This window comes from Actinomyces sp. Z16, assembly GCF_003111765.1.
In the GTDB taxonomy this organism is placed as follows: Bacteria; Actinomycetota; Actinomycetes; order Actinomycetales; family Actinomycetaceae; genus Actinomyces; species Actinomyces glycerinitolerans.
In genome coordinates, this window is the sequence record NZ_CP027862.1 from 2171484 (window position 1) to 2191637 (window position 20154).

Annotated in this window: 20 protein-coding genes and 1 riboswitch; of the genes, 13 read left to right on the top strand and 7 right to left on the bottom strand. The window is 70.8% G+C overall.

Features of this window, described 5'->3' with window-relative positions; all coding sequences use genetic code 11:
- The 3 genes from trpA (at position 1) to C3B71_RS08990 (ending at position 3148) form a co-directional block, all read left to right on the top strand.
- Positions 1-870, top strand: coding sequence for a tryptophan synthase subunit alpha (gene trpA, locus C3B71_RS08980; protein ID WP_108967529.1), 870 nt, complete (start codon positions 1-3; stop codon positions 868-870).
- An 875-nt stretch (positions 871-1745) separates the two neighbouring features.
- The gene (locus C3B71_RS08985) at positions 1746-1943 is read left to right on the top strand and encodes a hypothetical protein (RefSeq protein WP_108967531.1); all 198 of its coding nucleotides are present in this window, start codon (positions 1746-1748) and stop codon (positions 1941-1943) included.
- Positions 1943-3148, top strand: coding sequence for a YeiH family protein (locus C3B71_RS08990; protein WP_108967533.1), 1206 nt, complete (start codon positions 1943-1945; stop codon positions 3146-3148). Before C3B71_RS08985 ends, C3B71_RS08990 begins: the two co-directional genes overlap by 1 nt.
- Positions 3149-3258: 110 nt before the next feature.
- On the opposite strand, the gene C3B71_RS08995 is transcribed toward C3B71_RS08990, so the two are convergent.
- Together C3B71_RS08995 and C3B71_RS09000 are read right to left on the bottom strand one after the other, a co-directional pair.
- Positions 3259-3942 (bottom strand): response regulator, encoded by a 684-nt coding sequence (locus C3B71_RS08995; protein ID WP_181574866.1) that lies wholly within the window; start codon positions 3940-3942, stop codon positions 3259-3261.
- 5 nt (positions 3943-3947) lie between these two features.
- On the bottom strand, positions 3948-5192 hold the full coding sequence (locus tag C3B71_RS09000) for a sensor histidine kinase (protein WP_234416233.1): 1245 nt from the start codon (positions 5190-5192) through the stop codon (positions 3948-3950).
- 290 nt (positions 5193-5482) lie between these two features.
- On the opposite strand from C3B71_RS09000, the gene C3B71_RS09005 reads away from it, so the two are divergent.
- From C3B71_RS09005 to ribH, 10 genes are all read left to right on the top strand, one after another.
- The gene (locus C3B71_RS09005) at positions 5483-6505 is read left to right on the top strand and encodes an ABC transporter ATP-binding protein (RefSeq protein WP_234415864.1); all 1023 of its coding nucleotides are present in this window, start codon (positions 5483-5485) and stop codon (positions 6503-6505) included.
- Positions 6505-7341 (top strand): ABC transporter permease, encoded by an 837-nt coding sequence (locus C3B71_RS09010; protein ID WP_234416235.1) that lies wholly within the window; start codon positions 6505-6507, stop codon positions 7339-7341. Before C3B71_RS09005 ends, C3B71_RS09010 begins: the two co-directional genes overlap by 1 nt.
- A 5-nt stretch (positions 7342-7346) precedes the next feature.
- Positions 7347-8177 carry an ABC transporter permease gene (locus C3B71_RS09015; protein WP_234415865.1) on the top strand — a complete coding sequence of 277 codons (831 nt, stop codon included), beginning with the start codon at positions 7347-7349 and terminating at the stop codon, positions 8175-8177.
- A gap of 172 nt (positions 8178-8349) precedes the next feature.
- Positions 8350-8985: a type II toxin-antitoxin system PemK/MazF family toxin gene (locus C3B71_RS09020; protein WP_108967539.1), complete on the top strand. Its 636-nt coding sequence runs from the start codon at positions 8350-8352 to the stop codon at positions 8983-8985.
- A gap of 228 nt (positions 8986-9213) precedes the next feature.
- Positions 9214-9474, top strand: coding sequence for a 30S ribosomal protein S20 (gene rpsT / locus C3B71_RS09025; RefSeq protein WP_073328083.1), 261 nt, complete (start codon positions 9214-9216; stop codon positions 9472-9474).
- Positions 9475-9643: 169 nt separating this feature from the next.
- Entirely contained in the window at positions 9644-11131 is a 1488-nt protein-coding gene (locus C3B71_RS09030) for a DUF1846 domain-containing protein (protein WP_108967542.1), read from the top strand.
- 79 nt (positions 11132-11210) lie between these two features.
- Positions 11211-11339: riboswitch (FMN riboswitch) on the top strand.
- A gap of 82 nt (positions 11340-11421) precedes the next feature.
- On the top strand, positions 11422-12543 hold the full coding sequence (gene ribD / locus C3B71_RS09035; protein ID WP_108967544.1) for a bifunctional diaminohydroxyphosphoribosylaminopyrimidine deaminase/5-amino-6-(5-phosphoribosylamino)uracil reductase RibD: 1122 nt from the start codon (positions 11422-11424) through the stop codon (positions 12541-12543).
- Complete coding sequence (locus C3B71_RS09040) at positions 12543-13187, top strand: riboflavin synthase (RefSeq protein ID WP_108967546.1); 645 nt, start codon at positions 12543-12545, stop codon at positions 13185-13187. Before ribD ends, C3B71_RS09040 begins: the two co-directional genes overlap by 1 nt.
- Positions 13188-13210: 23 nt before the next feature.
- Complete coding sequence (locus C3B71_RS09045; RefSeq protein WP_108969759.1) at positions 13211-14602, top strand: bifunctional 3,4-dihydroxy-2-butanone-4-phosphate synthase/GTP cyclohydrolase II; 1392 nt, start codon at positions 13211-13213, stop codon at positions 14600-14602.
- Positions 14599-15075, top strand: coding sequence for a 6,7-dimethyl-8-ribityllumazine synthase (gene ribH / locus C3B71_RS09050; protein WP_108967548.1), 477 nt, complete (start codon positions 14599-14601; stop codon positions 15073-15075). Before C3B71_RS09045 ends, ribH begins: the two co-directional genes overlap by 4 nt.
- Positions 15076-15112: 37 nt before the next feature.
- Here ribH and holA read toward each other — a convergent pair whose 3' ends face one another.
- The 5 genes from holA to C3B71_RS09075 all read right to left on the bottom strand — a co-directional run bounded on the left by holA (position 15113) and on the right by C3B71_RS09075 (position 20130).
- Positions 15113-16147 (bottom strand): DNA polymerase III subunit delta, encoded by a 1035-nt coding sequence (gene holA, locus C3B71_RS09055; protein ID WP_108967550.1) that lies wholly within the window; start codon positions 16145-16147, stop codon positions 15113-15115.
- Positions 16148-16150: 3 nt separating this feature from the next.
- Positions 16151-17887, bottom strand: coding sequence for a ComEC/Rec2 family competence protein (locus C3B71_RS09060; RefSeq protein WP_234415866.1), 1737 nt, complete (start codon positions 17885-17887; stop codon positions 16151-16153).
- On the bottom strand, positions 17884-18654 hold the full coding sequence (locus C3B71_RS09065; RefSeq protein WP_234415867.1) for a helix-hairpin-helix domain-containing protein: 771 nt from the start codon (positions 18652-18654) through the stop codon (positions 17884-17886). The genes C3B71_RS09060 and C3B71_RS09065 overlap by 4 nt, the downstream gene beginning before the upstream one ends.
- Positions 18655-18757: 103 nt before the next feature.
- Positions 18758-19588, bottom strand: coding sequence for a DegV family protein (locus C3B71_RS09070; protein WP_108967552.1), 831 nt, complete (start codon positions 19586-19588; stop codon positions 18758-18760).
- Positions 19589-19716: 128 nt separating this feature from the next.
- Positions 19717-20130, bottom strand: a complete 414-nt coding sequence (locus C3B71_RS09075) for an NUDIX domain-containing protein (RefSeq protein WP_159097670.1) — start codon at positions 20128-20130, stop codon at positions 19717-19719.
- Between the last annotated feature and the right edge of the window lie 24 nt (positions 20131-20154).

A 20154-nucleotide genomic window follows, 5' to 3' on the forward strand; every position in this document is an offset into this window, starting at 1 on the left:
ATGAGCCGTTATCCCGCCATGTTCTCCCGCCTGGCCGACGCCGGTGAGGGCGCCTTCGTGCCCTTCGTCATGGTCGGCGACCCCACCCCCGCAGCCTCCGAGGCGATTATCGAGGCGCTGATCGACGGCGGTGCTGATGCCCTGGAGCTGGGCACGCCCTTCTCCGACCCGGTGGCCGACGGCCCGACGATCCAACGCGCACACCTGCGCGCGCTGAACGCCGGGGTGAGCTTAACCGACTGTCTGGAGGTGGTGGCGCGCGTGCGTGCACGCCACCCTCAGCTGCCCATCGGCATGCTCATCTACGGCAATGTGCCCTTCGCGATCGGGCTGGAGGAGTTCTACGCCCGCTGCGCCGCTGCCGGCATCGACTCGGTGCTGCTGCCTGACGTGCCGGTGCGCGAGTCGGCGGAGTTCTCCGCCGCCGCCGAGGCCGCCGGGATTGACGCCGTGTACATCGCCCCGCCGTCGGCGACCGCCCAGACCCTCGACGCGGTGGCCAAGGCCTCCCGCGGCTACGTGTACGCGGTCTCCCGGGCCGGGGTGACCGGGACCGAGCGCGCCTCCTCAAGCGTAGGCCTGGCGCAGTCGGTGGCGCGGCTGCGGCAGGATGCGGCCGCACCGGTGATGCTGGGCTTCGGCATCTCCGGCCCCGAGCAGGTGGCCGAGGCGATTGCCGCGGGCGCCGACGGGGCCATCTCCGGATCGGCGACCGTGAAGATCATCGAGTCCCACGTGCCGACGCTGGCCCGCCTGGCGCAGGAGTCCGGCGAGGACTCCCCCGAGTACACCGCTGCGGTTCAGGCCTTGCAGACCGAGCTGCGCGACTTCGTCGCCACCATGAAGGCCGCCACCCGCCGAGATCGGTAAAAGTTACGTGCCGAGATCGGTAGAAGTTACGTGGCTCTTCGCGCTTGCGGGTGTGGTGAACTGATGGGCGTTGGGTCGCCGGGGGCCGTTGGCGCACGCGTGCCGGTTGCGCGGCGCGTGGCGCGATTGGTGGGGGTGCGCGTTGGAGCACGGTGGGCCAGGCACGACGGCTCGTGCGTTCGGGTCAACGTTCACGCCTTCGCCTGACGGTTCGTGCGTTCCATTGACGGTTCGTACGTTGCGGTCGACGGTTCGGCACATCCGGCGACGGTTCGTGGGGTAGGGGTACGAACCGTCGTCGTTCATGCCGAACCGTTGCTGCTACCTGACGAACCGTCACCGGAACACACGAACCGTCCACCCCACGACGCCGCCCTCCGCCGGCCCGACGCCGCCCTCCGATCGGCCGAATACGACCTCGGCGGCCCGAACACGACCTCCCACACGCGAACCCGACCGCCTGGCGGGCCGGTTCACGTCGAACAGGGCCCCGAACCCGACCACCACACCACCAGCCGCGCCCGAACCACCGCACCCACAAACACAAACAGCCAGTTGCGTGCCGAGAATCACCGCAGTTCGCCATGCGGACGGGCCTGGATTGTCGGCTCCGCCCTGTCCTATGGTCCGAGCTGTGTTCAGTACTCTCCCGCTCCGTTCGGTCGTCCGTGCAGTCGGCGGCCGTTTCGGCGCGGCCGAGATGTGTATGTGTCGCGGTATCCGCATCACCGCTGCCGACTGACACGCCCTTCCCTTGACACGAGCTGCGTCGGCAGGTGCCTGCCGACGACTCCTCCTGTGTCTGTCCCTCTAACGGGCCCCACTTGTCGGGGCAGGTCCTGACGTGTACGCAGCAGTACCCGAAAGGTCTGCCCATGTCCCCTACCAGTAACACCGGCCGTAATACCAAGGCCGCGGACGGCCACGTGGACGTCCCACCCACCACCGTCATCCCGCCCGATGGGGACGGAAAGTTCTCCTTGAGCGAGGACTGGGTGGCCACCATCACCGGACTCGGCCTGCTCGTTCTGGCCCTGCTGGGCATCATCCCGAACATCTCGGGGTGGTTGTGATGAGTGCTCCCGCCCGCGTCAACACGCCCGCGCCCACTGCTGCCGGCCCCGCCGCCGAGCCCACCCCGGACGCCCGCCCGGAGGCCACCTCCCCGGGCTGGACGCTGCTCGGTGTCATCGTCGTCGTCGGCCTGGCCGCCGCCGTCGACTACCTGGACAGTCACGTCCCCCTTTGGAGCGAGGGGACCTGGCTCGGCGGAATCGCCGGGTCGATCGAGTTCCCCGTCTACGCCATCGCCCTGGGATTCGTCGCCAATGCCCTCCTGTCGGCGCTCGGCGTCATCGACCGCCTCTCGGCGGCGTTCCGCACCGAGTTCTTCATTAAGACGGGGCTCGTACTCCTGGGGTCGACCGTCAACATCAACGTGATCGTCTCCGCGGCGGCGCCGGCGATCATTCAGGCCCTGCTCATGATCTCCACGGTCTTCCTGTTCACCTGGTGGATCGCCGGCCTGCTGCGCGTCGAACCGCACCTCAAGGCCCTGTTGGCCACGGCCCTGTCGATCTGCGGGGTCTCGGCCGCCGTGGCGGCGGCGGGTGCCGTCAACGCCAAGCGCGAGCAGCTCGCCTACACGGCCGGGCTCGTCGTGGTCTTCGCCCTGCCGAGCATCTTCCTGCTGCCGTGGCTCGCCGCCCTCCTGGGACTGTCCGCGCCGGTGGCGGGGGCCTGGATCGGCGGAAACATCGACACCACGGCGGCAGTCACCGCCGCGGGGGCCGTCGCCGGCGAGGACGTGCTCGAGTTCGCCGCGATTGTGAAGATGACGCAGAACGCTCTCATCGGCTTCGTTGCCGTGGGCCTGTCCCTCTGGTTCACCCTGCGCGTGGACCGCCGTGACGCCGACGGCACCGCCGCCTCTGCTACCCGCCCCGGTTGGCGCGAGGTCTGGCAGCGCTTCCCGAAGTTCGTTCTCGGCTTCATCGCCGCGTCGGTGCTGGTCTCCGCCATTGCCGCCGCCGCGCCCGGCCTGGTCGCGGACGAGAGCAGTTGGTTGAGCACCGGTCTGGCCTCCGCCAAAGCGCTCCAGACCCTGTTCTTCACACTGGCCTTCGTGTCGATCGGCCTGGAGTTCCGCGTCGGTGCCCTGCGGGAGGCCGGCTGGAAGCCCGTGCTGGTGTTCCTCGCCGGCACAGTCTGCAACCTGGTGGCCGGCCTGCTCTACGCCCAGGCACTGTTCGGCTGGGTCTTCGGAGGACTGTTCTAAGCCCGTCGGCGGCTCGGCCGCAGCCGCCGACGCAGGTCAGGACGGCCTGCGCGGCCTCCCCGAGGCCCCATCGGGTGCCGGAGCTGCCTCACGGCTGTCTCAGGACTGGCTCACGCCTCTGTCTCGATCAGCAGCTCATCAAGCTCGACGACGCCGGTGCGCAGCGCCAGTAGCACCAACTGCACCCGGTCGCGCGCCCCGGTCTTGGCCAACAGGTGGGAGATGTGCGTCTTCACCGTCGCCATGGACAGCCACAGCCGGTCGCAGATCTCCTGGTTGGTCAGCCCCCGGGCCACCAGCGCGAGTACCTCCGTCTCCCGCTCGGTGAGCCCACCGGGCAGCGGCGGCGGCTGGGACCGGGTTTGCTCCACCTGGCCGGCGCGTACGGCGGTCAACAACCGCCGCGTCGGTCCGGGCGAGATGACCGAGTCGCCGCCATGGACGGTGCGCACCGCCTCGATCAGCCGCTCCGGGGCCGTGTTCTTCAACAGGAACCCGGCCGCGCCGGCCTCGATGGCACCCATGACGTAGCCGTCGGTGTCGAAGGTGGTGAGTATGACGATGCGGCCCTGGGCTCCCGCCTCAATCAGGCGGCGGGTCGTGGCCAGGCCGTCAAGGCCCGGCATCTGCACATCCAGCAGGACCACGTCCACGGGATCGCTCTGCGCACACCGCAGCGCCTGGCGACCGTCGCCGGCCTGCCAGGCGACCTCGATGTCCGGCTGCGCCCCCAGCAGCATGGCCAGCCCCGCGGTGAACAGCGGCTCGTCGTCCACCAGCGCGACCCTGATGATGCCGTTCATGCGGCCTGTCCCGGCTGCGCCTGGGTGAGGTGCGGCGGCGCCGGCAGGGTGACGTGCACGCGCCAGCCGCCCTCCGACCGCTCCCCGGCCCACAACCGGCCGTTGAGCGCCACCACTCGTTCGCGCATGGTCTGCAGCCCCGCTCCCCGCCGGGTGTCGTCGTCCAGTGCGCCAGCGGCACCGCCTCCGGCCGATATGGGCTCCGCATTCTCGACGACGATATCGACTCCGCCGTCCTCGCCCCGCACCCGGACCTTGGTCGGCGCGGATGCGGCATGGCGCATCACGTTGGTCAGCGCCTCCTGTACGCAGCGGTACGCCGCCTCCCCCACCGGGGCCGGCGGCTCGGCGTCGCAGCGCAGGTCGAGGGTGAGCGGCAGGCCCGCCCGCCGCGCACCCGTAACGAGCCGTGGCACGTCGTCGAGGCCCGGACTCGAGCCGCCCGGTGCCGCGCTCCCGTCCGACTGCGGCGAGGGCCGGGCCAAGGGGGATTCGTTGACGTCGGCGCGCAGCATGTCGACCAGTGAGTGCACTTCGGAGACCGAGCGCCGGCTCGTCCGCCCGATCACCGCCAGCGCCTCGGCGGCGGCCGCGGGATTGGTAGTCAGGACGGCCCGGGCGCCCTCGGCCTGCATGCCGATGACGGACAGCGAGTGCCCCAGCAGGTCGTGCACGTCCCGGGCGATGCGCTGCCTCTCGGCCACCACGGCCAGACGTCGTTCGGCCTCCTGCTGGGCGGCCAGTACCTCTGCCCGCTCCAGGGCCTGCTCGATCCGCTCGCGAGCGCGTCGGCGCAGCAGGCCGGTCAGGACGGCGACGGTGATGAACGCCCAGCTCACCGCGAGGACGATCAGCTCGGTGCCCGGGGTGGGCGGGTCGATCAGCTTGTCCGCGCGCAGGGCGCCGACCGCGCCACCGAGGTAGCCCAGGGCCGCCAGCGGCCAGGCGTGGGGGCGCGGGACACGACTCGTGCAGGTCTCCACCGCCACCAGGCAGGCGACGATGGCGAGGATGGAGAGCCCGTCAAAGATCAGTACATGAGCGGCAAGCGCCACTCCGACGGCGACAACGGCGACGGTCGGGGCGAGGCGGCGCAGCGCGATGGCCACGCAGCACACGGCGAGGATGATGACGTAGGCACCGGAGTCGACGAGTGCGTTGCGCAGAGCGCCGGCCGGCTGCTCCGTGATCATGGGCGGATTCCATGCGCACACATAGGCCAGGGAGACGGCCAGCAGCATGTCGGCCACACCCGGACGCCCCCGTGGCGGCCACCGCCGCACACCGCTGTCCGGCACGGCCGGCGCCCGCCGGCCACGCCCCGCTGCCTCGCCGTCGCGCATCCTCATCCCCGCCTCTCCCTACCTGTGTAAGGGGCCTGCCCTCCACGGAGCGCTGTCCGGTATGCGACGGTAGCGGCACGGCGGGGGCCGGGTCTTCATACCCGAGTATGAGTCCGGCGACCAAGCGCGCCCGAACTTCCGCCCCGGGCCTGATGCCGACGACCGCGGGCGCGGGAATGCTGCAAGGCATGAACACAGTCACCCTCACCCGCCCCGGACCCACCGGGGGCGACGCCGCGGCGCGGTTCCCGGACGCCGTCGTCACCACCGGTGCCCTGACCAAGATCTTCGGCAGGGGCGCCGCCGCCCGCACCGCTGTCGACCACCTCGACCTTGTCATTCCCCGCGGCGTCGTCTACGGCTTCCTGGGCCCCAATGGCTCCGGCAAGTCCACGACCATGAAGCTGTTGCTCGGCCTGCTGACACCGACGTCTGGAAGCGTGAACCTGTTCGGCGTCCCGCTGGATCGGCGCAGTCGCGGCGGGCTCATGGCGCGCACCGGCTCCATGATCGAGCAGCCGCCCGGCTACGGGCACCTGACGGGCGCCGAGAACATGCGCCTGGTGCAGCGCATGCTCGGGCTCAGCGATGCCCAGGTGAACCGGGCCCTTGACCTGGTGCGTCTGACCGGCCATCGGGACCGCCTGGTGAAGACCTACTCGATGGGTATGAAGCAGCGGCTGGGGATCGCCATGGCGCTGGCCCGCCAGCCGGAGCTCCTCATCCTGGACGAGCCGACCAACGGCCTTGATCCGGCCGGCATCGAGGAGGTGCGCAATCTGCTGGTGTCGTTGGCGGGTGAGGGCGTGACGGTGATGGTCTCCAGTCACCTGCTCGATGAGATCGACCGCATGGCGAGCGTGCTCGGCGTCCTGTCGGCCGGCAGGCTCGTCTTCCAGGGCACGCGTGCCGAGCTCATGCGCCGTTCGGTGCCGGACCTGCTCCTGGTCACGCCCCGGCCACAGGCCCTCACCCCGACAATGCTGGCCGGCCTGGACGGTGCCGCAGGCAACCGCCCTGCCCCGGAGCCGCCTGCGACGACGGTCGTGACAGACGCCGGTGTACGAATTCCCGGCTTGTCTCCCGGGGCCGCCGCCGAGCTGGTGCGGCGGCTGGTGGCCGCGGACGTCCCCGTGTATGAGCTGCGGCGTGAGCCCCAAAGCCTGGAGGACGTCTTCATGGACCTGACCGGCGGAGCGGGGGCGCTGTGATGGGTGCACAGCCGACAGTCGCCATGCCCTCCCGCGGGCGCCACGGCTGCGGCGGTTACGTACCGCCGCAAAGCCCGGGCGGGTCCTTCCGCGTCGCCGTGCGAATGGAACTGGCCAAGCTGCGGCGCCTTCGCACCACGCCGATCGTGACCGTGCTGGGTGTGACGGCGGTGGCGTTCGCCGCGCCGCTGTCCGCGTCCTCCCGGGCGGGCCTGAACGATCCGGCCGCCCACCCGTGGGAGGGGATCCTGCTGCAGTATGCGCTGATCAACGCCCTGTTCTCGCCGATCCTGGTGGCCGTACTGGCCAGCCGCCTGACCGACATTGAGCACGCATCCGGCGGCTGGTACCTGTCTGCGACGGCCGGCCTGACGCCCGGGCGGCTGTGTCGGGCCAAGTTCGCCACCCTGGCACTCGTGCTGGTGCCGACACTCGCGTTGCAGACGCTGGCGCTAATACTGGCAGCCTGCACCGCCGGCGCCACCGTGCCGCTGCCGATCGGGATATGGGCCGGATACACCGCCCTGTTGATCGGCGTCGACCTGGCCATGTGCGCGCTGCATGTTCTGCTCGCGGCCGTGCTCGACAACCAGCTTGCGTGTGTGGGCCTCGGGCTGGTGGGGGCCTTCATCGGCGTGTACATGTTCCTCGCCCCGGCCTGGCTCGCGCGGCTGCTGCCATGGGGGTACTGGGCGATGATCTGCCCCATCTCCCAGGTCGGCACCGGCGACGTCATGGTCGCCCGCCCACCCCTGGGCTGGATAGCCGGGTTTCTGGGGCTGGCCGCCGCCTGTTTCTACGCAATCACTTCCCGCCTCGACCGCATCGAAAGGTGAGCCCCGTGCCCGCAACCAGTGTTTCACGCGGTACTCCCGTCCCCATTTCGGTTACCTCGACGCCGACCGCCAAAAAAGGCACCTGGCCGGCCCTGCTGGCCGTGGAGGCCCTCAAGCTACGCAGGTCCCTGGTGTGGTGGGTCGTGGCGGTACTGCCGGTGCTCACCGTCATCTCCGGATCGGTCAACTTCGCAATGAATCAGGAGGTGCTGTCGCCTACTTGGGAGACCTTCGTCGGTCAAGTCACCCTGTTCTACGGCCTGTTCTTCTTCTCGATCGCGGTCGCCCTGCTGCTGGCGGCGGCGTGGCGCCCGGAGCATCGGGGCTCGTCTTGGAACTACATGGCCACGACACCGCACTCTCCGGCCGCGGTCGCCCTGGCGAAGACGGGCGTGATCCTGATGCCGGTGGCCGCCATGCAGTTGCTGCTGATCGCACTCACCTGGCTGTCCGGCATTGTGTTCCTGCACCTGGCTGGGGGCCTGCCCATCGGCTTCGCGGTCTCGGCACTACTGGCGGTGGTGGCGGCGGTGCCGCTGGTTGGTTTGCAGTCCCTGTTGTCGATGCGGATGCGGTCCTTCGCCGCGCCAGTGGCCCTGGGGCTGGCCGGTGCGGTGATCGGCATTGGGGTCGCCTACAAGGCGCAGACACTGGCGGGTTTGTGGCCGTACTCGCTGGTAACGCGGGCGCTGACGCTCGGCTCGAGCGCCCTCACCGACGCCGGCGGCCTGGACTGGGCCGGCATCGGTCCGGTCCTGGCCTGGGCCGTGGCGGGCTGCGCGGTCTTCTGGGCGCTGCTGGCGCGCATGGCCCGGCGGGCAACGCCTCGGGTCTGATGGAGTGCCCCTCGCGCGTAGGCCTACGCCCCGCCGTGCGTACGCGTTTGCCCCTGACGTACGCGTTTTGGAGGTTCCCGCCTCTAGCAGTCGCATGGCTCCAAAACGCGTACGTGTGGCGGGAAGTCGTACGTGTGGTGGAGAACCGTATGCGTGACGGTAGGGTCGGCTCATGCCCTCCCCACTGCTCAAGCGGATCGCCCGGATTCTTACCTCCAGCGCCAAACGGACCGTAACCGACGCCCTAGAGGAGGAGCTGAGCACCCGGGAGAAGTCGCGCAAGCGCAGCTCGTCCCGGCCTGAGGCGAAGCGGGCGGGTGCGTCCAAGAGTGCCGCGCACACCGTCTCCCACCCCCAGGCGCCGGCACACAGCCCCCGCACGGGCGCGCACGACGGCGTCGGCGTTTACGACGTCGCCTCCCTGGGACTTCCGGACTTCACCTACTCCCCCGATCCCGACGGCGACGCCGACCCCGGCGAGGTGGTGTGGACCTGGGTGCCCTTCGAGGAGGACGCCACCCAGGGCAAGGACCGTCCCGTGCTCGTCCTGGCCCACCACGGCAAGCGGCTCGTCGCCGCCCAGTTGACCAGCAAGGACCACGACCTTGACGCCGCCCAGGAGGCCCGCTGGGGTCGCTACTGGCACGACGTCGGCACCGGGCCCTGGGACTCCAAGGGCCGCCCCAGCGAGGTGCGCCTGGACCGCCTGCTGCTCGTCGAGCCGGATGTGGTGCGCCGCGAGGGCGCCACCATGAAGCGGTCAACCTTCGACGGCGTCGTTACCGCTCTGCGGGCGCACTGGTCCTGATCACCCGCCACGGGTGGCTGCGGCGCGACGCACTTCACGTCGTCGGCCGGTATTCGACCGAGTATTGCCGGTGTATCCGGTGCTAAAGTGCGCTTGGACCTCTGGCCTGGCCGGCTTCGGGGTCCGGCGACCGGGCCTGCCGGGTGCTTCCACCACCTCAAGTCCGCCCGCGGCGCCAACCCTCTCTCCGGCCATTGACCATTCAGACACCAGAAAGCTTCACTCACAGTGGCGAACATCAAGTCTCAGATCAAGCGCATCAAGACCAACGAGAAGGCCCGCCTGCGCAACAAGTCCGTCAAGTCCGAGCTCAAGACCTACGTGCGCCGGACGCGCGAGGCCGTCGAGGCCGGCGACAAGCAGGCCGCCGAGGAGCACCTGCGCAAGGCCTGCCGCAAGCTGGACAAGGCCGTCTCCAAGGGCGTCATTCACCGCAACCAGGCCCGCAACCGCAAGTCGAAGCTGGCCAAGCGCGTCAACGCCATGTGACCCGGCGCGCGCACGAATGCGTCTGGAAGGGCGTCTCCCAACTGGGAGGCGCCCTTCCTGGTTTCCGTCTTCCGGACCCGTACTCGTGGCCCGCTCCGACGGCGTTACGATTCCTCAGGCCGGCGCCCTCCCGCCCGGCCGCACATTCAGGCGACCGTGAGGAGAACGCATGCGCATCGGGTTCGACCGGGACAAATACCTCAAACTGCAGTCCGAGCGAATCGCACAACGCCGGGCCCAGTTCGGCGGCAAGCTCTACCTGGAGTTCGGCGGCAAGCTCATCGACGACATGCACGCCTCCCGCGTCCTGCCCGGTTTCACCCCCGACAACAAGATCGTGATGCTCGCCGAGTTGGCCGACGACGTGGAGATCATCGTCGCCGTCAATGCCAAGGACTTCGCCCGCCACAAGATCCGCGCCGACCACGGCACCTCCTACGAGGACGAGGTACTCCGCCATGTGGATGCCTTCCGCGACTACGGGCTGTATGTGGGCAGCGTGGTGATCACCCAGTGGACCGACGACAACCAGCAGGCCGCCGAGTTCAAGCGCAAACTGGAGAAGCTCGGCATCACCGTCTACCGCCACTTCCCGATCCCCGGTTACCCCAACGACGTGGCGCGCATCGTCTCCGACCAGGGGTACGGGCGCAATGAGTACATCAAGACGTCCCGCGACCTGGTGGTGGTCACCGCGCCGGGGCCGGGATCGGGAAAGATGGCCACCTGCCTGTCGCAGATCTACCACGACCACGTGCGCGGCATCTCCTCCGGCTACGCCAAGTTCGAGACCTTCCCCATCTGGAATCTGCCGCTGGACCACCCGGTCAACATCGCCTACGAGGCCGCCACCGCCGACCTTGACGACGTGAACATGATCGACCCCTACCACCTGGCCACCCACGGCGTGCAGACCGTCAACTACAACCGCGACGTTGAAGTGTTCCCGGTGCTCTCACGCCTGTTCGAGCAGATCATGGGCACCTCCCCGTACGCCTCCCCCACCGACATGGGGGTGAATATGGCCGGCTACTGCATCAGCGACGACGACGTGTGCCGGGAGGCCTCCAAACAGGAGGTGATCCGCCGCTACTACAAGGCGCTGGTGGCGGAGAAGCGGGACATGCTCGAGCCGGTCCAGTCCGGGCGGATCGCCCTGCTGATGAGCAAGCTCGGCATTGCCAAGGAGGACCGTTCCGTCGTCAAACCGGCATTGGAGTTGGCCGCTGCGACCGATGCGCCGGCCGCGGCCATTGAGCTGCCTGACGGAACCATCGCGCTGGGCAAGACCTCCCCGCTGCTGGGCTGCTCCTCCGCCATGCTGCTCAACGCCCTCAAGCGCCTGGCCGGCATAGACCCGACGGTCGACCTGCTCGCCAAGGAGTCGATCGAACCGATCCAGACGCTCAAGACCCGCCACCTGGGCAGCCGCAACCCGCGCCTACACACCGACGAGGTACTGATCGCGCTGGCGGTGTCAGCCAACGGGGATGCCAACGCCGCCCGCGCGCTGGACGAGCTGGGCAGCCTGCGCGGCTGCGACGTGCACACCTCGACCATCCTGGGACCGGTGGACGAGGGCATCTTCCGCTCCCTGGGGATTCAGGTGACCAACGAGCCGGTCTTCGCCACGAAGTCCCTATATCGCAAGAAGTAACCCGGCCTGTTCCCTCTCCCCACCGAAATCGCTGGTGTCAATCGCCATGTCTCGGTATATTCGCCGCAACGAGACATTCTCGTGTGCTCTGGGGTCGGTGTAAGTCCGAACCGGCGGTGACAGTCCGCGACCCGTCCGCTTCTGCGGTCGGCTGACCAGGTGGAACTCCTGGACCGACGGTAAAAGTCCGGATGGGAAGCGCACACGGGACACGCGATGTCGCGTCATGTGGCCGTTGGCCGACGCGCCCGCGCGTCCTCTCCCCCAGCGCACCCGAGGGAGAGGACCACATGACCGCGTTCTCGATTGCGGAGACGGCCGCGATGCACCGCGCCCTCGACGCAGCCGCCTCCCCCGACGTCCCTGCCGGTCCCAATCCCCGGGTCGGTTGCGTCATTCTCTCCCGCACGGGAGACGTCCTGGCCGAGGGCCACCACCGCGGCGCCGGCACCGCCCACGCCGAGGTCGATGCCCTGAAGAACCTGGCGGCGTCGGGCTTCAGCGCGCGCGGCACCACCGCTGTCGTCACGCTTGAGCCCTGCAATCACCAGGGCCGCACCGGCCCGTGCTCTCAGGCGCTCCTCGACGCGGGGGTCGCCAAGGTCATCTACGCCCTGGACGATCCCACCGCGCAGGCTCGGGGCGGTGCGGCCGCCCTCGCAGCCGCCGGGGTCCGCGTCCAGCGCGGCCTGTGCGCCGAGCAGGCCGCACGGCTCATGCGCCCCTGGCTCTTCGCCGTCAGGACCGGCCGTCCCATGGTGACCTGGAAGCTCGCGGCGACCCTCGACGGCCGCATCGCCGCTGCCGATGCGACAAGCCGTTGGATCACCCCTCCGGCGGCCCGACACGACGCACACCGCCTGCGCCGCGACTGTGATGCCATCATGGTGGGCACCGGCACCGTACTCGCCGACGACCCGGCACTCACCATCCGTGACGAGGCGGGTGAACCGGCACCGGCCAGACTTCAGCCGCTGCGCGTCGTCGTCGGCTCGCGTCCCGTCCCACCCACCGCGCGGGTGCTCGCCGACGACAATCACCTCCTGCTATCGGAGCGCGACCCGCACGCCGTACTCAACGCCCTCGCCGCCCGCGAGATCCGCCACGTCCTCCTGGAGGGCGGCCCCACCCTCGCGGCCGCTTTCCTGCGCGCGGGCGTAATCGACGAGGTGGTCGCCTACATCGCGCCCGCGCTGCTCGGCGCCGGGCTCGCCGCCACAGCTGACTTCGGAGTGTCGACGATCGCCGACATCCTGCGCCTCGGGCAGGTTCACGTCGAGGTTCTAGACGCGGGCGGCGATCCTGCGATCCGCGTGACCGGTGATCTCGGCGGCACAGACCTCGCCACCACAACCGTCCCCTCATCCATGACTCCACCCACTCCCCCACAACACGCTGAGGAGAATCACTGATGTTCACGGGAATCGTTGAGGAGCTCGGACGGGTCGTCCGGCTCGAGACCATGGCAGACTCCGCCCGGCTCACGGTCGACGCGCCGACGGTCACCCGGGACGCGCGGGAGGGCGACTCCATCGCCGTCAACGGCTGCTGCCTGACCGTCACCGAACTGCACGACGGCGCCTTCACCGCGGACCTCATGGCGGAGACGCTCGCCCGCACCAACCTGGGCGACCTGGCCCCCGACCACCACGTCAACCTCGAACGGGCGCTGCGCGCGGGTGACCGCCTGGGCGGGCACGTCGTCCAGGGACACGTCGACGCAACCGTCAACATCCTTGACCGCCGGCACGGGGAGCACTGGGACCTCGTGCGCCTCGGCCTGCCCCGGCATCTCGCCCGCTACGTCGCCGGCAAGGGCTCCGTCGCCCTCGACGGGGTCTCCCTGACCGTGGTCGACGTCGACGACGGTACCGGGAATGGCAAGGCCCCGGACCGGGGCGGGCCGTCCTTCACCGTCGGCCTCATTCCAGAGACTCTGCGCCGCACGACCCTCGGCATCAGAGCGCCGGGCGATCGGGTGAACCTGGAGGTCGATGTCATGTCGAAGTACGTCGAACGGCTCCTCGCCGCCGGGTCGGATCGGGAGAAGGCGTGAGCATGCCCGACAGCACCCGCCCCATGGAGCACCGGGACGATCCGACTGCCGGTCCCGCGGGCACGTCTGCCGGCATCCGCTTCGACACCGTCGAGCAGGCCCTCGGCGCGCTTCGCGCAGGCCGCATGGTGATCGTCGTCGACGACGAGGCCCGGGAGAACGAGGGGGACCTCATTTTCCCGGCACAGACGGCCACCGCCGAGCAACTGGCCTTCGCCGTCCGCCACTCAACGGGAATCATCTGCGTGCCCACGACGGCGGAGGAGCTCGATCGCCTGGACATCCCCATGATGACTGATCGCAATACCGACCCCAAGCGAACGGCCTTCACGCTAAGCGCAGACGCCCGCAACGGGGTTACGACCGGCGTGAGCGCCGCCGACCGGGCACGCACCATCCGCGTCCTGGCAGACCCGGACTCCGTACCGACCGACCTCGTCCACCCCGGCCACGTCTTCCCGCTGCGCGCCCGCCGGGGAGGGATTCTTGCGCGCCGCGGGCACACCGAGGCCGCCATCGACCTCATGCGCCTGTCCGGTCACCGCCCGGTCGGGGTCCTCGTCGAGGTCGTCAACGACGACGGAACCATGGCGCGCCGCCACGAGCTGCGTCAGTTGGCCGACGCGCATTCCATACCCATGATCTCGGTAGGCGAGCTCGAACACTTCCGGTGGCTGCACGAGGAGCTCGTCGAGGAGGTCGTCACGGCGCACCTGCCCACCGCCCACGGAGAGTTCACCGCTCATGCCCTGCGCAGCCGGGTCGACGGCGCCGAGTACCTCGCGCTCGTGTGCGGCAGTATCGGCGACGGCGAGGACGTCCTCACCAGGGTGCATTCCGCCTGCCTGACCGGCGACGTCCTCTCCTCCCTGCGCTGCGACTGCGGGCCGCAGCTGCGCGCCGCCATGGAGACGATCAGCGCCCGCGGACGCGGCGTGCTCGTCTATGCCTCCGATCATGAGGGGCGCGGCATCGGGCTCATCGACAAGCTGCGCGCCTACGCGCTCCAGGAGGGGGGCATGGACACCCTCGACGCCAACGTCGCACTGGGGCTGCCGGCCGATGCGCGCAGCTATGCCACCGCCGCCCAGGTGCTGAGGTTCCTCGGCGTGCGCTCGGTCGAGCTCATGACGAACAACCCGGACAAGGTCGCGGGCCTGGAGCGCTACGGGGTGAGCGTGTCCGCCCGGCGGGCGACGCCGACCTTCGCCAACGGGGAGAACCTCACCTACCTGCGCACCAAACGTGATCGCATGGGGCACCTGTTCACGGGGCTCGACGCCGGCGGGACACCTCCCCCGTCGGCTGCCCTGCCCTCCGAGGAGACGGCCTCCAGTGACCGACCGGCGCTGGACGACAGCGGCGACCGCACCGGCGACAGCAGCATCAACGAGACCGAAGGAGCAGCACGATGAGTGGAACCGGGGCGCCGGAGCAGAGTGCACCGCGCGCGCATGGAATGAAGGTGACGGTTGTCGCCGCCCAGTGGCATGAGCAGGTCATGGACGGTCTGCTCGCGGGGGCCCTGCGCGCTATCGAGGACGCCGGGGCGCGGGCTAACGTTGTGCGGGCCGTCGGCTCCTTCGAGTTGCCGATCCTCGCCGCCGCCGCGGCGCGAGGCGGGGCCGATGCCGTCGTGGCGCTGGGGGTGGTCATCCGCGGCGGCACTCCGCACTTCGACTACGTGTGCCGAGCCGCCACCGACGGGCTGAGCAGGGTTGCCCTCGACACGGGGGTGCCGGTGGGTTTCGGCCTGCTCACCTGCGACGACGAGGCCCAGGCGCTCGCCCGCTGCGGTGGCCCCGGCTCTGACGAGGACAAGGGTTACGAGGCGGCGTGCGCGGCAATGCGCACCGCGCTGACTCTGGCCGCCATCGCGCAGTCCTGAGCAGCGGGCGGCCCGCCACCCGGCGTTGGGTCCGGCGCTAGGAGGAGCGCACCGGCACTCTTCCGCGGCGGGCGTCGCAGATGGTGATAACGGCCCGCTCGACGGCGTAGACGGGGTCGCGGGAGGCGCCCTTGACCTCGGCGTCGGCGCGGGCTACCGCCTGGATCGCCACGGCGAGGGCGTCGTCGGACCAGCCGGCCAGCTCGCGGCGGGCGCGGTCTGCCTGCCACGGCGCCATGCCCAGGTCGCGGGCGGTCATGCCACGGCGACCACCCATGGCGGCGACCCGGGCGAGTTGGCGGATCTTCATGGCCAGGGCGGCGACGATGGGCACCGGGTCGGTGCCGGTGGCCAGGGCGTGCCGCAGGGCGGTGACGGCCTGGGCGACGTTCCCGGCCGCGGCGGCGTCGGCGACGGTGAAGCCGGTGGCCTCGAAGCGACCGGCGTAGTAGGTGTTGACGATGTCAACGGTGATGGTGCCCTGCGTGTCGGATATGAGTTGCTCGGCGGCCGCACACAGTTCCCGCAGGTCGTTTCCGAGCGCGTCAACCAGCGCCCCGACGGCGTCGGGGTCCATGCGGCGCCCGGCCCGCCGTACGTCTGCGCTCACCAGGGCGGCCTTGTCCTTGGGAGACTTCACGGCCTGGATCGTGCAGACCGGGTAGGGGGACTTGCCGAGCGCGTCCAGTAGCCTCTTGCCGCGCTGGCCGCCGTTGTGCCGCAGGATCACGGTGACATCCGGGGCGGGCGCGGGCACGTAGGCGAGCAGGTCCGTCAGCAGCGCGTCGGTCATCTGCTCCAGGGCGGGTATGAGCACGAGCTTGGGCTCTCCGAACAGGGATGGCGACACCAGCGTGTCCAGCTGGTGGGCCTCGTAGGTGGCGGCCTGGACGATGGTGACCTCGGTGGCCGGGTCCCGTCGGCGCGCCTGGGCCTCGAGCCGCGATACGGCCCGGTCGGCGAGCAGCTCCTCCCCCGCCCGGATCAGCACGATCGGCGCGAGCTCGACCTCGTCCCAGGCGGGTCCGGTGGGGGCGCGGCGGCCGCCGCGGGAGGTTCGGGAGGTTGCCATGGCTCATAGCCTGCCACGGCGACCGGTGCCATGTTCGCGCCGCCGGCCACGCCGATACAGGGCCGCGATCGCCGCCGCCTCTATGCCGGCCAGCAACAGCGCCCCGCCCAACTGCCCCGGCCAGGCGAGGGCAGCGCCCGGAAGGCGGGCGCACATTCGGGCCACCAGCGCCAGCCAGGCGCAAGAGGCCGTCGCCGGCCACGCGATCACCGCTGCGGCCTGCGGCCACCACGGCGCCACCAGGGCGGCGAGGATGCCGCAGACGGTGGCTACGGGCACGGGCGGGGCGGCGAGCACATTGGCCGCCACCGACCAGATGCCGACGCTCGGACGCAGGAGTACCAGCACCGGGGCGCAGGCGAGTTGTGCGACCACCGGCAGCGCCAGGCCGGCGGCCAGCGGGCGCGGCAGGCGGCGGGACAGGGCGGCGGTCAGCGGGGCGGCGCCGAGCAGGATGCCGGCGGTGGCCAGCACGGACAGGGCGAAGCCGTAGTCGCGGGCCTGCCACGGGTCGACCAGCAGCAGGACGATCACCCCGGTGCACAGGGCCGGCAGAGAGGCGGAGCGTCTTCCCGCCGCCACGCCCAGCAGCATGACCGCGCCCATGGCGGCCGCCCGCAGCACGGAGCCGTCCGGACGCACCAACACCACCAGCCCGGCCAGGACCAGGGCGCCGACGCCGGCACGCGCCCACCGGGGCAGGATGCCCAGTCCGGTCAGCGCCAGGCCCAGGACGATGGCTACGTGCTCACCGGAGACCGCCGTCAAGTGGGTCATGGACACGGTGCGCATGTCCTCGCGCACCTCGGTGGGCAGCGCGTGGTCATCCCCGAGGGCGACGCCGGGCACGAGGGCACGGGCGCCGGCCGGCCAGGTCACCCGGGTCCCGCTCCCGGGTTTCGTCCGGGCGGGCTCCGGCCCGACGGCGGTGATGAGCCCGTCACGCAGGGAGGCGACGGTGCCGAGCACCCCGGTGGCGGGGCCGGTGGTGGTCACTGCGGCGTTGGCGCCGATGATGGCGGCCTCGGCGCCGCCGGGGTCCGCGGGCCGCAGCCGCACCTGTACGCGCACCGGTGCGCCCATGGGCACCTTCAACCAGTCGGCGTCTCCCAGAACCGTTGCCGTAAGGCGAGAGCGGGCGCCGTCGACGGTGTCGACGGCGAGCGTGGTCAAGACGGTCGTCCAGCGTGCGGTGGCGGTGGCGCGCGGTGTGCGGGTGACCGTGCCGGTCAGGATGACGGTGCGCTCCTGCGCGGCGGCAAGGGTGAGTGGATCGCGGCTGCGAGCCCAGGAGCCGGCCGCGGTGGCCGCGAGCACCGCTGCGACCGCCAGCACCAGTACGAGCAGTGAGGCGGACACCGATCCGATCGCGGAGCCGTCGGGGGCGTTGGCGCCGGGCCTGGGGTCGTGGCGGTGCCGGGGCGGACGGAAACCGGCACCGGCCACGGCCAGGGGGATTGCTGCCAGCACGGCACCGGCCGCACCGACCGCCGCGGGCAGCCAGGGCCGTTCTCCGCCTAGGCCGATCGCCCAGAAGGCGCCGGCCCAGGCAGCGACCGCGGCGGGAGCCAGCCGCAGGTCGAGTGGCGGTGGGGCACTGTCGCTGATGGCGTGCCGCGCACGCCGGTTCGGGGACAGGCGGCGCAGGGTGGCGGGATCGTCCCAGGGGGCGGTCTCGGTGCGGTGGGCGCGGTGCCGACGCGCGCCGACCGCCCTGGCGCTCATGCGATCGCTGTTCATACGGTCGCCTCGTCTCGGAGTGCCTCGAGCTTGGCGGCGCCGATGCCGGAGACGTCGGTGAGTTCGTCGACGGCGGTGAAGGGGCCGTGTTCGGTGCGGTAGTCGACGATGCGCTGGGCCAGGGCGGGTCCGATGCCGGTCAGGCCTTCCAGTTCGGCGGCGGTGGCGGTGTTGATGTTGACGCGGCCGCCGGTGGCTTCGGCGCCGCCGTCATTCCCCGCGGCGCTCGTTCCCGCCGCGGTGGCGTCGTCCAGGTTCCAGTTGGAGGCGTCCTCTCCCTGGTGCGGCACACGCACCTGCTCGCCGTCGGAGAGGATGCGGGCGAGGTTGAGCTGGTCGGTGTCCGCGTCGGGCAGGGCGCCGTCCGCGGCGGCGATCGCGTCGACGACGCGGGCACCCGCTGGCAGCACGACCACGCCGGGGCTGGTGACGGCGCCGGCGACGTGCACCACCACCTCCCCACCCGCCTCAGCTCCGGCCGGCGCGACGGTTCCCAGTGGATCGGTAGCCGGGACGGTCGCCGCGGGGGCAGCCGAAGTGGTGGCGGCATCGCGGCTGTGGGGCTTGGGGGCGACCAGCACCGTGCGCAGGGCGAGAACGAGTGCCAGTGTCACCAGGGCGACGCCGATGCCGATGGCGGCCCTGGGGGCGAGGGCGAGTCGCCGCGGGCGCCGCACCGGTTCGATCGGGTCGGTGGAGCAGGCGATGCGCACGAAGTCCGTCAGGGGGCGTTTGCCCACCCGGTCCGCCACCCGTTTGCCGCTCATGCGCCGACGGTAGGGCGACTGGGGTCGCCCCGTCTTTGGGACTGTGGATGGCGTCGGCGGTGGGTGCGGCGAACGGTGCCTGTGGACACTGGCGGCGCGTGTACTAGCGCGGCGGCTCCAGGTGCGGGGCGACGACGATGCCCAGGGCGCCGGGGCCCAGGTGGACGCGGCTGGCCGGGTCGGCGGGTGAACGCATGATGGACTCGACGACGGCTCCGGCCTCGACCATGGCATCTGCCAGATCGTTCTCCAGGGCGCGTCCGTCGGCCGGATCGTCGCCGTAGTGAACGGCCAGTCGCACCGGCGCGGCGGGTGGCCGCGGGCCGGTCAGGGCGGTTCCACCCGCCGCACGCACGGCCTGCGCGATCAGGTGGCGGCGGGCACGGGCGGCACCACGGACCGTCTCGACTACGCCGATTCCCTCCGGCCCGGTGGTCAGGATGGGGCGAATGCCCAGGGTTCCGCCGACGAAGGCGGTGCCACGGTTGAGCCTGCCGCCGCGCCGCAGGTGGTTCAGGTCCTGAACCAGGAAGAACAGCCTGGAGCGGGCCGCCGACTCGCGGGCGCGGGCGGCACCGCGGCGGGCGTCGTCGGCCTCGGCGGCGGCCAGGGCGGCCAGCCCCAGTGCGCCGCCCGAGGCCCCGGAGTCCAGGGCCGTGACCGGTATCCCCTGTGTGGCCAGTTCGCGCGCCGCCGTCCGGGCGTTTTCGACCGTGCCCGACAGGGCGGCCGTGACATGCACCGCGAGCACCTCGTCGCCGCGCCGCGCGGCCAGACGGTAGGCGTCAATGAGTTCGGCGACCGTCGGGCGCGCCGTCGTCGCCGCGCCGTCGTCCGCCTCCACGGTATGCAGGGGAACGACGATGATGCCGCGCGCATCCGCGAGCGCAGCGGGCAGACAGGCTGCCGAGTCGGTGACCACCGTGAGCGACATGCTCGAAGCGTAAGCCTCCGACGCCGATACCCTGTCAACCGGCGCTTCCGACTTGCGGGTACAGCGAGCCACGAGCCGCCGTCCGCCAACCCGTAAACCTGGAGAGTCTGTTAACCCGCCGGGCCGTTTCACACCCGGGGCACCCTGGCCGCGAGGAGAGCGAGGGCGCTCAGGCAGGAGGGTTCGTCGAGCCGACGCCACTGGTAACCACCGGTGTCGGACGAGGTCGGGGCCAGCGGCGGCAGTTCCTCCGCGAGCGCCACATCTGCCACCACCCCGTAGTGGTAGAAGTCGATGGTGTTGCCGCACGAGTCCTCGGTCACGTGGACTTCCACCCGTCGCATACCCTGCACCGTGAAGGACGAGATACCCACTTCTTCTTTCAACTCACGGCGCAGGGTCTCCTCCCAGTACTCGCCCGGCTCGGGTCTTCCACCCGGCAGATCCCACAGCCCCATGTACGGTCCGCGCGTCTTACGGACACAGAGCATGCGCGCGCCCTCGACTATGCGGGCATACACGCCGAAGTGACACCGGCTCATGCCTCCCATCGTCGCACGGATCGG

Coding starts and splice junctions, on each gene's coding strand:
- C3B71_RS09030 (WP_108967542.1), top strand. CDS start 9,644: ATGCGCATCGGGTTCGACCGGGACAAATACCTCAAACTGCAGTCCGAG.
- ribD (WP_108967544.1), top strand. CDS start 11,422: ATGACCGCGTTCTCGATTGCGGAGACGGCCGCGATGCACCGCGCCCTC.
- C3B71_RS09005 (WP_234415864.1), top strand. CDS start 5,483: ATGAACACAGTCACCCTCACCCGCCCCGGACCCACCGGGGGCGACGCC.
- C3B71_RS08985 (WP_108967531.1), top strand. CDS start 1,746: ATGTCCCCTACCAGTAACACCGGCCGTAATACCAAGGCCGCGGACGGC.
- C3B71_RS08990 (WP_108967533.1), top strand. CDS start 1,943: ATGAGTGCTCCCGCCCGCGTCAACACGCCCGCGCCCACTGCTGCCGGC.
- C3B71_RS09070 (WP_108967552.1), bottom strand. CDS start 19,588: ATGTCGCTCACGGTGGTCACCGACTCGGCAGCCTGTCTGCCCGCTGCG.
- C3B71_RS09000 (WP_234416233.1), bottom strand. CDS start 5,192: ATGCTGCTGGCCGTCTCCCTGGCCTATGTGTGCGCATGGAATCCGCCC.
- C3B71_RS09010 (WP_234416235.1), top strand. CDS start 6,505: ATGGGTGCACAGCCGACAGTCGCCATGCCCTCCCGCGGGCGCCACGGC.
- C3B71_RS09040 (WP_108967546.1), top strand. CDS start 12,543: ATGTTCACGGGAATCGTTGAGGAGCTCGGACGGGTCGTCCGGCTCGAG.
- C3B71_RS09045 (WP_108969759.1), top strand. CDS start 13,211: ATGGAGCACCGGGACGATCCGACTGCCGGTCCCGCGGGCACGTCTGCC.
- C3B71_RS09075 (WP_159097670.1), bottom strand. CDS start 20,130: ATGAGCCGGTGTCACTTCGGCGTGTATGCCCGCATAGTCGAGGGCGCG.
- C3B71_RS09060 (WP_234415866.1), bottom strand. CDS start 17,887: ATGAACAGCGATCGCATGAGCGCCAGGGCGGTCGGCGCGCGTCGGCAC.
- holA (WP_108967550.1), bottom strand. CDS start 16,147: ATGGCAACCTCCCGAACCTCCCGCGGCGGCCGCCGCGCCCCCACCGGA.
- C3B71_RS09020 (WP_108967539.1), top strand. CDS start 8,350: ATGCCCTCCCCACTGCTCAAGCGGATCGCCCGGATTCTTACCTCCAGC.
- ribH (WP_108967548.1), top strand. CDS start 14,599: ATGAGTGGAACCGGGGCGCCGGAGCAGAGTGCACCGCGCGCGCATGGA.
- trpA (WP_108967529.1), top strand. CDS start 1: ATGAGCCGTTATCCCGCCATGTTCTCCCGCCTGGCCGACGCCGGTGAG.
- C3B71_RS09065 (WP_234415867.1), bottom strand. CDS start 18,654: ATGAGCGGCAAACGGGTGGCGGACCGGGTGGGCAAACGCCCCCTGACG.